This is a genomic window from Rheinheimera sp. KL1 (assembly GCF_001275035.1).
Taxonomy (GTDB): domain Bacteria; phylum Pseudomonadota; class Gammaproteobacteria; order Enterobacterales; family Alteromonadaceae; genus Pararheinheimera; species Pararheinheimera tangshanensis.
Genome location: NZ_LAMX01000033.1, coordinates 12,602 through 27,320 on the forward strand (window position 1 = coordinate 12,602; position 14,719 = coordinate 27,320).

Annotated in this window: 12 protein-coding genes; 5 read left to right on the forward strand and 7 right to left on the reverse strand. The window is 47.2% G+C overall.

The features are described from left to right. Positions 1 to 202 precede the first annotated feature (202 nt). The 6 genes from WH43_RS20955 to WH43_RS18085 form a co-directional block, all read right to left on the reverse strand. A complete protein-coding gene (locus WH43_RS20955) occupies positions 203 to 352 on the reverse strand; it encodes a hypothetical protein (RefSeq protein WP_286050001.1) in 150 nt (49 codons plus the stop codon). Further along, a complete protein-coding gene (locus tag WH43_RS18065; protein ID WP_053425961.1) occupies positions 345 to 557 on the reverse strand; it encodes a hypothetical protein in 213 nt (70 codons plus the stop codon). The genes WH43_RS20955 and WH43_RS18065 overlap by 8 nt, the downstream gene beginning before the upstream one ends. Positions 558 to 660: 103 nt before the next feature. After that, entirely contained in the window at positions 661 to 1,410 is a 750-nt protein-coding gene (locus WH43_RS18070; RefSeq protein WP_053425962.1) for an NUDIX domain-containing protein, read from the reverse strand. Positions 1,411 to 1,559: 149 nt separating this feature from the next. After that, a complete protein-coding gene (locus WH43_RS18075) occupies positions 1,560 to 2,762 on the reverse strand; it encodes an ABC transporter permease (RefSeq protein WP_053425963.1) in 1,203 nt (400 codons plus the stop codon). Then, positions 2,763 to 3,563 carry an ATP-binding cassette domain-containing protein gene (locus WH43_RS18080; protein ID WP_053425964.1) on the reverse strand — a complete coding sequence of 267 codons (801 nt, stop codon included), beginning with the start codon at positions 3,561 to 3,563 and terminating at the stop codon, positions 2,763 to 2,765. A gap of 39 nt (positions 3,564 to 3,602) precedes the next feature. Then, positions 3,603 to 4,427 carry a DUF3025 domain-containing protein gene (locus WH43_RS18085; RefSeq protein ID WP_053425965.1) on the reverse strand — a complete coding sequence of 275 codons (825 nt, stop codon included), beginning with the start codon at positions 4,425 to 4,427 and terminating at the stop codon, positions 3,603 to 3,605. Positions 4,428 to 4,724: 297 nt separating this feature from the next. Here WH43_RS18085 and asnB point away from each other — a divergent pair, with 297 nt between their 5' ends. From asnB to WH43_RS18100, 3 genes are all read left to right on the forward strand, one after another. Further along, positions 4,725 to 6,389 carry an asparagine synthase B gene (asnB, locus tag WH43_RS18090; RefSeq protein WP_053425966.1) on the forward strand — a complete coding sequence of 555 codons (1,665 nt, stop codon included), beginning with the start codon at positions 4,725 to 4,727 and terminating at the stop codon, positions 6,387 to 6,389. Between the two features lie 230 nt (positions 6,390 to 6,619). Beyond that, positions 6,620 to 8,638: a hypothetical protein gene (locus WH43_RS20960; RefSeq protein ID WP_286050002.1), complete on the forward strand. Its 2,019-nt coding sequence runs from the start codon at positions 6,620 to 6,622 to the stop codon at positions 8,636 to 8,638. Next, positions 8,601 to 8,861 (forward strand): VF530 family DNA-binding protein, encoded by a 261-nt coding sequence (locus tag WH43_RS18100; RefSeq protein WP_053425967.1) that lies wholly within the window; start codon positions 8,601 to 8,603, stop codon positions 8,859 to 8,861. The genes WH43_RS20960 and WH43_RS18100 overlap by 38 nt, the downstream gene beginning before the upstream one ends. 63 nt (positions 8,862 to 8,924) lie before the next feature. On the opposite strand, the gene WH43_RS18105 is transcribed toward WH43_RS18100, so the two are convergent. Next, on the reverse strand, positions 8,925 to 11,933 hold the full coding sequence (locus tag WH43_RS18105; protein ID WP_053425968.1) for a di-heme oxidoredictase family protein: 3,009 nt from the start codon (positions 11,931 to 11,933) through the stop codon (positions 8,925 to 8,927). A 327-nt stretch (positions 11,934 to 12,260) separates the two neighbouring features. Between WH43_RS18105 and WH43_RS18110 the strand changes: the two genes are divergently transcribed. After that, on the forward strand, positions 12,261 to 12,851 hold the full coding sequence (locus WH43_RS18110) for a LemA family protein (RefSeq protein WP_053425969.1): 591 nt from the start codon (positions 12,261 to 12,263) through the stop codon (positions 12,849 to 12,851). 5 nt (positions 12,852 to 12,856) lie between these two features. Then, positions 12,857 to 14,713, forward strand: coding sequence for a M48 family metallopeptidase (locus WH43_RS18115; RefSeq protein WP_053425970.1), 1,857 nt, complete (start codon positions 12,857 to 12,859; stop codon positions 14,711 to 14,713). Positions 14,714 to 14,719 lie beyond the last annotated feature (6 nt).

Genomic DNA, 14,719 nt, shown 5'->3' on the forward strand with positions numbered 1-14,719 from the left:
CCATTTTATGGCAGCACATAACAAGCTTCTGTTTGTACTTTGTGGATCACTGCCAAACAAAAACTTAAGGCAGGTTCTCGCGAAAAACGGTCAGAATTTCTATTTGAAAGGATGTAACGCGATAAACCAAGCTGTACTTCTTGTAACAGACCTTTCTTATCCCTGCTCCATATTCTTGGAGTTCAATACCTGATTCAGGAAACTAGAGCAGAACTTTATTTAACCACAATTCAAACTGATTCAAGTATTCAATAACAGCGGCATTTTCTAGCCCTTGACCAGAGAGGTATTCAGCAATTTGTAACAAACGCTCTTTTGCGCGTGGCGAAAAAATCAGTTGTAAGTTACTCATACCTTGCACGAATAGATGTAAACACGTCAGCGGATTTGAGTGCCTTGCCTTGCTCTAACTCTGCTATCGAAGTTTGAATATCGTCGGCTAATCCTCTTGCCTGTACAAAGTCTGCAAAAGCTTTAACTACAGACTGCGGATCACTGCCAAATGCCTGTTTTAATTCGGCTTCCAGTTCTGGATTGTCGATCTGGATACTTAACATTTTTTTACTCCACCTTCATAATGTGAATAGCCTAACTCTTCGAACACTATAGCTCAACTGTTGGTTGATAACGCCTTTGAACCAAAGGCCTTTAAATCTAACCCTACCCCATAAAAATCTCATACTCGTCAGGGCTTTTCATATAACCCGGTACTTTCTGACTGGCAAGTCGCGCACCAGTTAAGGCCGTTTGTACCAAAAGCTTGTTGTAAGGGCTGGCGTTGGGGTCGGCCAGGTAGTCAGCGCAGTCGAACCAGCGGGCTTGTAGTATTTCGCGTGGATCTGGTTTAGGCTCTGTTTCTTCGGCTGTTAAGCGGCATACCATATACAAATTCGATGCGCCAAACTGGCCCTGATGATGGTGGCGTAACCCTAAAAAGCTGTCGAAACGGGCTGTTACTCCGGTTTCTTCCTGCACTTCACGCACTGCAGCGTCTGCCAGATGCTCTTTGGCATCCACCATGCCGCCTGGCAATTTAAAATAACCAGGGCTTTTGCCCGGCAGTGGTTTTTCCTGCACCAGTAACACCTTGCCAGCGGCGGATAACACCACTGCCCCTACCCCAATGCTATGAGTCGCGGCTAAAGGTAAATAGCTATCGGCTTGTAGCTTTTTGCATAACATCAGTTGGTCTGGCGCGCAGTGATGAAAGCTAAAACCAAAGGCAACAGCTGCAGCAATGAATTCTGAACGGCGTGCCGGTATCTCAAGCCAGACTAAAGCGTGCTGATGCTGCCATACGTCGACAGAGGCGGCCAGGCGAGCAGCAAATTCGGCCAGCGTATCAGGCAGTTGCTCCGGGCCTATGTAAACTCCGTTATAGGGATTTACCAGTGCATCAAATAACTTCATCAAACTCACCTTTGCACTTAAAGCTGCAGCTTTAATGACTACATATGTCCAGAAACGAGACGGGCGCCGATAAACGACGCCCCTATATTAAATCAGACAGACTTAGGGTGGAGACAAGCCCCACCCCACAGCAAAGAGGATTTGCCGTGTTATCTGAACAATACTTTTTCTTTTTGGAACCAGCTGACACAAAAGGCCAGCATAGCCCCTGCTATCACTACTGTTGAGCCAAAAATAACTACTAACATGCCGATATCCATAGTGCCCTTAATCAGCTCTTTAATAGCCAAAGCCACGTTAGCAATAGGTAGCATCGCCATAGCCCAGGTTAGTTCTACGCCAGGCATTAAAGCAACAATCAACGGCATAAACACAATCATGCTCAAAGGGCCTATGTAGTTTTGTGCTTCTTTAAAGCTGCGGGCATAAATAGAGAGCGATAATAGTAAAGCTGCGAAAATGGCTGACAATGGAATTAGCATCATCAGGATCAACAGCAAGTCGGCTACACCTAAAGTTGACATGGTTTTAGCCACTATATCCACGCCCATTAACGATCCAATCACATAACCCCAACCACCAAAACTACTGACGGTAATAAGAGCCGAGGCCAACCCTGTGGTCAATACGGTCAGGAACTTACCTAACACGATAGAGGTTCTGCTGATCGGGCATATTAATAAGGTTTCTAAAGTGCCGCGTTCTTTTTCGCCTGCACCTATATCAACAGCTGGGTAAGAACAACCGATTAAACACAAAGGGATCAGGATATAAGCGACAAAACCACCGATTTTTTCACCTAAGTTTTCACGGCTTTCCGCTGTATTTACTTTTTCCAGCTTCACAGGTTGCAGTAAGGCATCCACCTTGTCTGCTGCGACCCCTAGGCTATCGAGCTTGGCCAGTTGCAGCTTCTTGCTATAATCTCGCAGCAACTCATTGAAATATCTATCAATCATATCCAACTGGGACGACATATTGTAAATCACAGTCCACTTACTTTGGCTTATATTGCTGACTTCCGCACTAAAATCGTCGGCAATGATAATAGCTAAATCAAATTTATCGTCGCGAATCGCCTGTTTTAAGGCTTCAGGATCAGTCAGGTCCGACTCTACTTTTTTAAAGTTTTTATGATAAAACAAAGCTTCAGCAAGCTCTGGCGCTTTATCGGCGTTGATAATCACATACCTGTGCTCTTCAGCTTCGGCATTTTTAGCTACATTGGCAACCACCAGCCCCATAATGCCAAACAGCACAGGGAACACCAGGATCGGCAGCAAAATAACAAAAAACATAGTCTTTTTATCGCGGAGTAATTCGGTCAGCTCTTTTAAATAGACTTGCCACATTTAGTTGTACTCCCTGTTTTGTCCTGTCGGATGAATCACATTCATAAAAGACTGGCGTAAGTCACCGTCCGCACTTAAGGCTTTAAATACATCAAAGCTGTCGGAAAATGCGCTGATGCCTTTATCTATCACCACCACCCTGTCACATAAAGAAGCCACTTCATCTAAATGGTGAGTGGAGAAGATGACCGGCGTGCCTTGCTGTTTCAGGCTACGGATAAAGTCCAACACCGTCTGGGTCGTCATAATATCCAGGCCTGTGGTAGGTTCGTCCAAAATCACCACTTTAGGCGAATGCACTACGGCGCGGGCTATGGCGGTTTTTTGCTTCATACCGCTGGACATAGCGTCCGCTTTGCGGTTGGCAAAATCATGCATATTAAGCAGCGTGAACAGCTCTTCGATACGCTGTTTTAATGCAGTTTCGCTCATGCCATGCAAACGGGCGAAATAAGCGATATTTTCATAAGCCGTTAAACGGCCATACAAGCCCGTACTGCTGGATAAAAAACCAATTTTTTTCCGCGCCAGTATCGGCTGCTTTAATACATCGACGCCTTCAATCAGCACAGAACCTGAATCTGGCTGCAACGCCGTAGAAAGGATACGTAAGGTGGTGGTTTTACCAGCGCCATTAGGGCCCAATAAGCCCAATACTTCGCCAGAGCCGCATTCAAAACTGACATTACGAACCGAATGAAATGTCTCTTTGCTGTAGCGCACATCTTGTTTTTCGCTATCTGACAACTTCTGGCCACGGCTGATGGCAAAAGATTTAGCCAAAGCTTCTATATTTATCATGCCTTATTCCCTGCTGACTCTTTTGTTGCTTTAGATCTATCAGGTATGTCGTTTTGGTCTGAAGTAGCTGGTGTCGGCGTAAAAAGCCAGCCCCTGTTCTTTGTACCACCCCGGAACACCTAATAAAGGTAACGGACTAAGCTGTTGATTATCAAGTAACAGTTCTGTGCACACAAGCTGTTTCGCCAATAATTCATCAACAAAATTGTAACCTTTTATACCTTCAGGCAACGCTGTATGTTCCGGTAGTTCAATACACCATAATTTGCCTGTTAAACCAATAAAAGGCTTAGTCGCCATTTCATAGTTGGCATGGCCAAACATCAGCGGCGTAAGTGTTTGCCATTGGGCTTTATGTTGATAAAAAGCTTGTATCCATTGCTGATCGCGCAGCAAATCCAGCAGATAACGCTGTGATGGTTTGATACAAAGCAGCACACCACACTCATCCAGCAGGGTTAATTTATGCCGTACCTTAGTGCGTTCTTTGTTGCCAAATTGCTGAATTTGCGCCACATGCAACTGGTTCATCAACTTTTTACTTTGAGGAAATAAACACCAGATTAAAGCGCCAAAAAAGTCATGCCAGTTGTTGGCACGCATTGGAATTTGCTGACTTTGATAAATGAAGTCCTCATAGTACCGGCCATCCTGGTCCAGCACTGTACTATCGACAAAACTCCAATTTTTTAATGCGGTATAGCGATGTAACCATAAGGTCAGCAGTTCTGGGGATGGGAAATCTGTTTGTTCTGCTAAAGGAAAAATAGCGGCTAAAGCGCTGAATAGCCCGGGCTCAGCAAAAAGCTCTGGCTGCCATTCCAGCGGTGCTGTGAATCGCGAATTTACGTTGTTTTTTTGCATGAATAAGAAAAAACCGTTTGTTGTACTGAAACCATACCGTAGCAATTACCTGTAAAAAGCACGAAAAACCTCTTGCAATTTTCCCGTAAGCTGGCAAATTCAAGGAGTACGTATAGACGTACATACTGCCAAAATCTGTTTGCCCGTCGTTCTTGACGCTGCTGCTTTGTTGCCTGCGTTCGCTCGCCCCAATCACATAGGACAACTATGTTCATGGGGACTCGTTCGCTTGTCGCCTCTCTGCAACGCCAATAACTTAGGGTAAACGCTTAAATAATTAATTAGAGGTTACCCATCATGTGTTCGATATTCGGGGTGCTTGACATCAAGACTGATGTTAAAGCCTTGCGCCAGCAGGCGCTACAGTTATCTAAGTTATTACGCCACCGTGGACCAGACTGGTCGGGTGTATGGAACAACGACAATGCAATTTTAGTGCATGAGCGTCTGGCGATTGTAGATACTGAAAATGGCGCTCAGCCCCTGATTAATCCAAATCGAAATCACATTCTGGCAGTGAATGGTGAGATTTATAATCACAAAAATTTAGAGAAAAACTTAACCGTCGACTACCAGTTCCAGACCAAGTCGGACTGTGAAGTGATATTGCCTTTGTATTTACAGCACGGCGCTGACTTTATTGATCAGCTGCAAGGTATGTTTGCTTTTATTCTGTATGACGCAGAGCAAAACCGTTACCTGATTGCCCGTGATCATATCGGTATTATTCCGCTGTATTACGGTTACGACGAGCACGGTCAGCTGTATGTGGCCTCTGAATTAAAAGCTCTGGTGCCTGTCTGTAAACAAATGCAGGAATTCCCACCTGGTCACTATTTTGATAGCAAAGTAGGCAAACTGGTGAAGTACTATCAGCGCGACTGGCAAAGTTTTGATGCGGTCAAAGACAACCCGGCTGATTTAGGCGAACTGCGCGCTGCTCTGGAGCAAAGCGTAAAAAGCCATTTAATGTCCGATGTGCCTTATGGCGTGTTACTCTCCGGTGGTTTGGATTCGTCACTGATTTCGGCTATCACTCAGCAATTTGCCCGTAATCGCGTGGAAGATGATGGTCAATCCGAAGCCTGGTGGCCTCGCCTGCACTCTTTTGCTGTGGGTTTACAAGGCTCACCTGACTTAGTGGCCGCGCGTAAAGTAGCGGATGCCATAGGCACAGTGCACCACGAAGTGCTCTTTACTGTGCAGGAAGGTTTAGATTCACTGCGCGACGTGATTTATTTCCTCGAAACCTATGATGTCACCACCATTCGCGCTTCAACCCCTATGTACTTAATGGCCCGTAAAATCAAAGCCATGGGGATTAAAATGGTGTTGTCGGGCGAAGGTTCTGACGAAATTTTTGGTGGCTATTTGTATTTCCACAAAGCGCCAAACGCCAAAGAATTCCACGAAGAAACCTTACGTAAGCTGGACCGCTTGCATATGTTCGATTGCAACCGCGCTAACAAAGCTATGTCAGCCTGGGGTATTGAAGCCCGCGTGCCTTTCCTCGACAAGCACTTTATGGATGTCGCCATGCGGTTAAATCCTGAAGCGAAAATGTGTGGCAAAGGCAAAATGGAAAAACACATTTTGCGCCAGGCCTTTGATGGTTTGTTACCGCACGAAATTTTATGGCGTCAAAAAGAGCAGTTTTCAGACGGCGTTGGTTACAGCTGGATTGATAGCTTAAAAGCCCATGCCGAAAAAGAAGTGTCGGATCAACAAATGGCTACTGCCGCTTTCCGCTTCCCGGTCAATACGCCGGATAGCAAAGAAGCTTATTTCTACCGTGTCATTTTTGAAGAGCACTTCCCTCATCCTGGCGCAATATCCTGCGTGCCTGGCGGTAAGTCGGTCGCCTGCTCTACGCCTGAAGCTCTGGCTTGGGATGCGAAAATGGCGCAAATGACAGACCCTTCAGGTCGTGCAGTGCGGGACGTTCACGAACAAGCCTATTGATATGAGCTCTCATCTGACGTAGTGATTCAGGTGAGGACTTAATACAGATGAAAAGCCACAGATTAGCACTGCCTTTCTGTGGCTTTTCTTTTCATCCTCTGCTATTCCTCAATTGATTGTATTTTTTTTCGGCGAATAATGCGTTTTTATCGGGTTTCGCTAGCGAAATAGTCCGGTAGATCGTATGTTAGGCGCCATCTGAATGTGCCCTGAATTATGGATCGACGACTGTGATCAATTTATCCAAATCCCTGTTCACTATAGTGCTGCTTGCTGGCTTAAGTGGGGATCTGAATGCAGAAACGGCTCTGACAGGCCAATGGCTTACCGATATAGAAAAACAAACCTTACTCGACCCTCAAACCTCAGGCGTCACCTTCCGAAAAGGAGAGCTGGTGGTGGTCGGTGATCAAAGTGCTCATGAAAGCACGCGGATGAAGCTGTTCCGTATCGACCCCAACACTGCCACAGCTATTACTCAGCCGATTCAAATCACAGTAGCAGACAGCTTAAAAAGCAGCTGCTTTTACAACTATTTAGCAGATAAGCCCGATTTAGAAGCGTTGACATGGGACAGGCTGGATGACACGACCTTAATCACAGTGACAGAAGATGCGTCGGCTTATCAGTTGAGTAATGAGTGTGCAAAAAAGTTTAATCAGTCCAACTCGACGGCTTACCCTACTCTGCTGTTAAAAATTCAGGTCGACAGTGCCTTAACCCGTGCCGAAATTGTGGCAATCCGACCTGTGCAGTTTCCGCTGGAGGCCAAAGTAGGTAATTTTCCGAATGACGGTATTGAAGGTTTAGCTGTGGATGACCACCAGAATTTATATCTGGCGCTCGAACAAGACATGGTCAATAAACCCAGATTATTTAAAACCCGTTTAACTCAGGACTTTTGGCTACGCGATAACTTTGTCAAAGTGATAGACGCTAATCTGACTTTACCTGTGCTGGATGACAACGATCATCCTATTAATGGTATTGAGTTTTTACCTAGTCCGATTTTAGGCCATCCCGGTTATTTAGTTGCTGTGGCTCGGAATGACGATGAGTTATGGGTGTTTGATTTAACCAACCGCATTCCACCTTTTGTGCAAAAGCTGAGTTTTTATGTCAGTACAGATGACAGTGGCCTTTGCCCTGCCTACGACAAACTGGTGCAAACAGCGCTGGAAGCAGTGACTATTCATAACGGCACAGTGTATTTAATTAACGACCCGTGGAAACAACACTACGGCGATAATATTCAGTGCGGCACCCATACCGATAAATTTAAACGTATGTCGCCACTGCTGTTTAAAATGCCGGTTGACCCACGCTGGTACACGCCGTACCGGCCTAAAACTCAAACCGCCTTACCTGCGATCAGTGGTTTAGCCGCTTTGGACCAAAACCATTATCTGGCGGTACAGGATAAAAAAATTCAACGCCAGGGTGACAGGTTAACGCTGATCCAATTGAATCAGGATCAACAACTGACAGCACAGAACTTATTTGTCACTAACTGGCCAGCCGGTCAGGCGTCTAACGATTTAGAAGCTATCTGTGCTTTACCGGGCCAAAATGGTGAGTTTTTAATAGCAGAAAGTGGCACCTGGCAAGGCTCGTTCGGCCGACTGTTTCATATCAAAGTCTTCCCTACCTATGCGCAGGTGCTGAACACTTTCGAATTACCTGTTGAGCGTGACAGCAGCCCGGAGCAGGATGGCGATAACTTTGAAGGTTTGGCCTGTGCGAAAAAAGATGTGAACCGTTATCTGGTGATTTTAGGTGAACGTGGTTCAGCAACAGCTGCAGGATTTTTGCAATGGGGCGAACTGGACATAGCGGCAGCCAGTTTGCAGTGGAATAGCCAGAAAATTCAGGTGACAGGCCCGACTGCGGTGAAAAGCCGTAACTACAACAGAGTGATAGCCGACTTACATCTGGAAGCTGACGTACTCTGGGCTAGCGCTGTACTTGATAGCTCAGATAACGGCCCTTTTACCAGTGCTGTGTATCCGTTGGCACTGGTGAATCCGTCAACAAAACAGCCGATTAGCTTAATGGCTGAACGGCCTGTACTGTGGCAAATCGATGGTTTTAAAGTCGAAGCTTTGGCCAGCCCAAGCCCATTGATCCCAGGAACCGCGCTGATGATTGGCACAGACGATGAAAACTACCACGGCCAGTTCCGGCCTCTAGCGACGACAGAGCAAAGTCCTTATGGCAACCCAAGCCCCAAATCAGCCACAACACAATAACCCGCTGCATGGTTTCACCCTGCAGCAAATTCTGGAGCTGTTGCTTGAACAGCATGGCGGTTTTGCGCCTTTAGCAAAGCAAATACCGCTGAAATGTTTCAGTAACAACCCCAGCATTAAATCCAGCCTGACGTTTTTACGCAAAACGCCATGGGCCAGAACCCAAGTGGAAGAGCTGTTTATCAAATTGAAGTTGTATCAAAAAACTCAAAAGTCAGAGTGAGCTGCAGCTTCTCAATAAAAAGCCCGGTACAGAGTCTGTCTGCACCGGGCTTTTTTGTCGATATTACAAGGAGTTCAGGAACGCTAATAAAGCTTCACGCTCAGCGGTAGGCAAGTTCACAAAGCGATTTTTAATCACTTCAGCTTCACCACCGTGCCATACAATAGCTTCGGTTAAGGTACGGGCGCGGCCATCATGTAAATAACCTGCCGGAGTGCCACCAGCCACAAACTGGGTATAGCCTATGCCCCAAAGTGCCGGAGTTCTCCACATACTACCAGTTGCCAGACCTTCGCTAAAATTATCAGCAAGTTCTGGTCCCATATCATGCAGTAACAGGTCTGTGTAAGGTTTAATCGTCTGGTTACGCACTTCGTCAAACTCAGAGCGAGCGCTGGTTTTCACTTCACTGACGTGACAAGCCACACAGCGAATATCCTTAAAGACTTTTTCACCAGCCGCTATTTGGGCTGGATCGACATCCAGATAGGCCAGAGGAGAAACCCCTTTAGGAAAACCGCTTATGACACTGCGCTGCGCCGGTACAGCTAATAAATGCAAGTACTGTGTCATCGCAGTCACGGCCTCATCCGGTAAACCCGGCTCAGCTGTTGCGCTGTCGCAATCTTGTGGACCAGCTAAACAGGCCTGTTTCGGATAGACAGAAGAGGTCACCGCCATATCCAGCAAAGCGGCATTAGTTACCTGATGACGTATACTCACTTTACTGGCTTTCCAGCCATAGCGACCTAAGCGTACTTCTCCGGTTTCGGGATCGTACGCATAGTTCGCTGTCCCCAATACACCATCAGCGTCTGGTGTGCTGCGAACTCTGGATAAAATAGTTTCATCAGAGATCGCCTCCAATAATCCCATCCCTATTAAAGGCTGGGCCTGACGGACGGAATAGACTTCAGGTTCAGGTCCTTCAAAAGCAACAGTGGCTTTACGCAGCTCTACTTGCGTGCCATCGGCAAGACTGACGTTTCGGCTGACAAAATCAGCAACCCAGGCAGCGTTACCCCAGTTTTGCAAAGCTCCTGTCTCGACAGAGCGGGCATTCATTTGCAGCGCCTGACCATAAATCGGATGCGGCAGATAATGGCCATTGGCGTCGGTTCCGGTCGCACCAACCCGCACTGCCATAGTATCCAACTTCTGGTTACGCACCGTAGGCGCCACGCTACGACCATTATTCACATGGCAGTTGAAACAGGATGATTGATTAAAACGCGGCCCCTGCAACTGACGACCTGCGTCGTTGCGATCATTGCCATCTTCGTTATGCTCGCCTGTCCATAAGTTGGTATGCAACCAGCGCCGCCCTTCCATAAAACGTTGCATATTCTGCATCCCAATAGTGTTATGCGGCTGCTGAAATATAAAGGTGGAATTGTCGGCATAATCGTAGGAAACAGAGCCTAAGCCCCCCTGCAAGGTGTGCTCTGGCAGAGGTTCGTTCATCAGGCGTGGCTGCACACCGTACCAAGGGCGCAAGCCTTGCCCCATCACATAGGTCAGCTCGTTGGTGTAATAACGAAAAGCACCGTTATCGCCTATGGCATCCATCGCCTCCCGCGTAGAGAAAAACGACCCGGTAAACTCAATCACGTCACCTTTTCGAAGGACTCTGGGATCAACAGAACTACCATTCGGGACCAGCACACCATCGGCATTTGCAGAAAGCGCTCTGTGGCCGGGGTAGCGGTCAAACACCACGCTGCAGCCGTCATTCGCGCCAATCACTCCGTTATAACCGCTGTCAGGACGTAACAAGACACCATTGGCTGGTTTTGCCACTACTGGGCAGGCGGCACCAGGATCCTGATAGGTCGAGTCATCCAGTAAATCACCAGGGCTCATCCAACCAAAACCTGTGACTCCAGGTTCATCAAAACGACGAACAAAAGAGTGCCCACCACCTTTTTGCGCTTGCTGGTAATATTGGTTCACTACAATACGAGGTTCAGTGACCCCAGCGACATTGCTATTGTCAATAAACTCCACACCCCAGGTGCGGTTTTTAAAGTAATTGGCGACAAAATTTAAATGCGCGCCAGGCCCTTTATCTAAAGGTTTGCCTGCTGGATCAACAGTGTCATTCACGCCAAAACCAATTTCATTCCAGTCTTCACCGCGCTCGCGTGCATGGCGCGAGCGTCCAACCATACCAAACCGGGTCACCAGGGTGCCATCGGCCAGAGTAAAGCGAACCATCTCAATGGGCTTTACCGGCGCTGGCAATGGAACACGTCCTGAGCCATTTAAAGGAAAAGTGATCGCAGAGGTATTGAGTTCAGGCATAGAGTTTGTGCTGTCAGGTGCTGCAAATTCGGCCTCAAACAAAGAATAACCATACTGAGTTTTACGGCTTATGCCTTGAATGCGCAGGTAGCGAGCGTACATATTCAGGTTAAAAAACTCTTCGGTCTTGCCTTTAGAGTCAACGACATAACGCAGTTGATACCAATTCTGTGCGTCATCCGATATGTAAATAGCATACTCCGCAGCATGAGCATTCTCCCAATGCAAGGTCATCTTACCAACGGCAGTTTTTACTCCAAAGTCGAATTGGAGCCAGGCGTTGTCCGCATCACTAACATCATCACCCCAGGCACTTTCCCATCTGCTGGTCAGATCTGCGTCTGCAGCTTTGGCAGCCGTATTGTTTTCATTCCCATCACCGGAAGAGGTCACGCTCACAACAGAGAGAGCTTGAGCGACTGCCATTGTTAAAACACTGTCCGGAATTCTTAAAGAAGCAGGAGGAGGCGGTAAAGACGGGGCTCCGGCTTTGGGCAATGAAGCTGCTTTTACATCAGGCAAAGTCTCAAGTTCGGGTTCAGGTAACTCTTGTACCGGAGGCGGATTTTCTGGCGGATTTTCTACAGGTGGGGTAACTATGGGGGGAGCAATCACAGGTGGTTTATCTGAACCTGATGGATCAGGTACTGCAGTTGTGTCACCGCCCCCACCGCATGCTGTGATGGATAATGCGAACAAAGGCACCATCAGCCAAGGTTTTCGTTTTAACTTATCTGTACCTGATTGCACAAAAGAATACGGGCCCATACCACTAACTCCACGTTAACACTAAATAAAATTTCATCTCCCCCAGTTGTCAAAAAAGACTGAGGACGCTTTTCACCAAAGCGGCAACAAACAACCAAATCATGAGGGAAGAACTACTTTTCTTTTGTAATTAATTGTATGTAGCTTTGTATTCAGACCTTTGTTTTTTCATTGGTGCATGAAGTGAGCATACTGCTGTAAAACACAGAGCGATAAAGCGACAACCCCATCACCACTTTGTCTGCATTGTGCTTAAGCTATTCAACTAATTTTTACAATGCTAAAGTGGCACGGAATAGATTCTATTATTGGTAATAAGGAAATCCCATGACCACCATCATTAGCTTAGTGATCGCCGCTGTTATTTTGTTTTTCATCATGGCTATTTATAACCAATTGGTGAAGCTGAAAAATCGATTTCAAAATGCCTTTTCCCAAATTGAAGTACAGCTAAAACGCCGCTACGACTTAATTCCTAATCTGGTGGAAACCGCCAAAGCCTATATGTCCCATGAACGAGAAACACTCGAAGCGGTGATAGCTGCGCGTAACAGTGCCATGGGCCAATTAGCAGCAGCTGCGGCTCAGCCCGGCGATGCAGGCGCTATCAGTCAACTGGCCGGTGCAGAATCAGCACTACAAGGTGCTATGACTAAATTCAGTATGGTGATGGAAGCTTATCCTGATTTAAAAGCCAATCAGACTATGATGCAGCTGACCGAAGAGCTGATCAGCACCGAAAATAAAGTAGCCTTTGCCCGTCAGGCTTTTAATGATGCAGTGACCGAATACAACAGCTATAAACAAAGTTTCCCGCCCGTGATATTTGCCGGTTTATTTGGTCATCAAAACGATGCCAAACTGCTGGAATTTGCTGATAGTGCAGAGATCCAGACTGCACCTAAAGTCAGTTTCTAAGCGCGATGGCTAGCAACTTTTTTGCCGCTCAGGATCAGGCGCGCAGCAATACCAAACTCCTGGTGTTGCTGTTTACTCTGACGGTGATCACGCTTTTGATCCTGACCAATCTGTTAGTGATGGTCACTTTAGGTGTGATGGAGCCGGAGCAGTATCAGCTGCTGCTCAGGCCACAGCATCCGGACTGGTTCAGCCAACTGCCGTGGCACATGATGGGCTGGATCAGCCTGTTGGTGTTTGCCGTGATCGCTGTGGTGGTCAGCATCAAGCGGGCAGAACTGAGTCAGGGCGGTCAAGTGGTCGCTAAAGCGCTGGGCGGTCGTCTGGTGGACTATCAACTGGCGGACGACAAACAACAACGGCTACTGAATATTGTTGAAGAGATGGCCATTGCAGCTGGAGTACCGGTGCCTCCGGTCTACCTGATGAACGAATCATCAATCAATGCTTTTGCTGCAGGTTATTCGCCAGCTGATGCGGTGATAGGCGTTACTCAGGGATGCCTGAACCTTTTAAACCGCGATCAATTACAAGGAGTGATAGCCCATGAATTCAGTCATATCTTAAATGGCGATATGCGACTGAATATCCGTCTGATAGCCTTATTGCATGGCATTGAATTTATCGGTCATTCCGGCTATTTCCTGCTTCGCAGCATGGGTCGTCACAGAGCTGTGGGGACTGGTAGCTCAAAATCAAAAGACAATGGTGGTGGTATTTTAGGTTTAGCCTTAGGCCTGATGGTATTGGGTTATTTAGGCACTTTTTTTGGCAGCCTGATCAAAGCTGCCGTTAGCCGTCAGCGTGAGTTTTTAGCCGATGCCAGCGCTGTGCAATTTACCCGAAATCCATCAGGCATAGCGGGTGCACTCAAATCTATAGGCGCAGCAACGTTCGGCAGTCAGGTTAAAAACCCTAATGCAGATGAAATGAGTCACTTATTTTTTGCTGAAGCCATCAGTCGCTGGAGCAGCCTATTTGCCACGCACCCGCCTTTACAGCAACGGATCAAACGGCTGGATCCAAGCTGGGACGGAGTTTTCCCGACCGAAACACAGCTGAAACAGCAAAGCAGCGAACAGTCTTCAGCCACAGTTCAAACCGGACAGCGACAATCTGCGGCGGTGCTATCTGTATTGCCGGCATTTTTGCTGGAGACTAGCCGTCACGCCCTTTCAGCTCCAGCTTTGTGCTGTGCTTGTCTTCTTCAGAGCGAACATCTGGAAAAACAGTGGGCTATGGTCAAAGCGCAAGGCGACCATCAACTGCTGCAGAATGTCGATAAGTTATACGATGAAGTCAGTCGTTTATCAGGCAAGCAAAAGCTGCAGTTAATTCAAATAGCCGTGCCGGCTTTAAAACAGTTGTCGCAGCAGCAGTTTGTTGAATTTCAGACCTTATGCCAGAACCTGAGCCGCTGTGATGGTCAGGAAGATTTATTGGAATGGACAATACTGAATTGGTTACAACACTGTGTTGGCAGTCAGTTTAATCCTTCACTGTTGCATCGCAGGGATCGCAGCAGCAATCTGGCGCAGGTTCAGCAATCTGTGCTGGCCTTACTGTCGTTGTGTGCCCAACAGGCCAAAGATGAAAAATTACAGCAGCAAGCCTGGAGTAGTGGTTTACAGCTGCTTGCTTTGCCTTCTGCCACTGCTCGTCCTGCTATGAGCCTCTCGCAGCTGACTGAACAGTTGCCAGCCCTTATTCACAGTACGCCACGCCTGAAACAACAGTTATGGCAGATGCTAAAAATAGCAGTACAGGCCGATGAGCTGGTTAATGATCAGGAAGCCATGTTATTGCAGGCGCTGGCGTTATTGCTGGAAATACCAGCCAGTCCGGATCAGTCTGTTGCTTAAGATAAC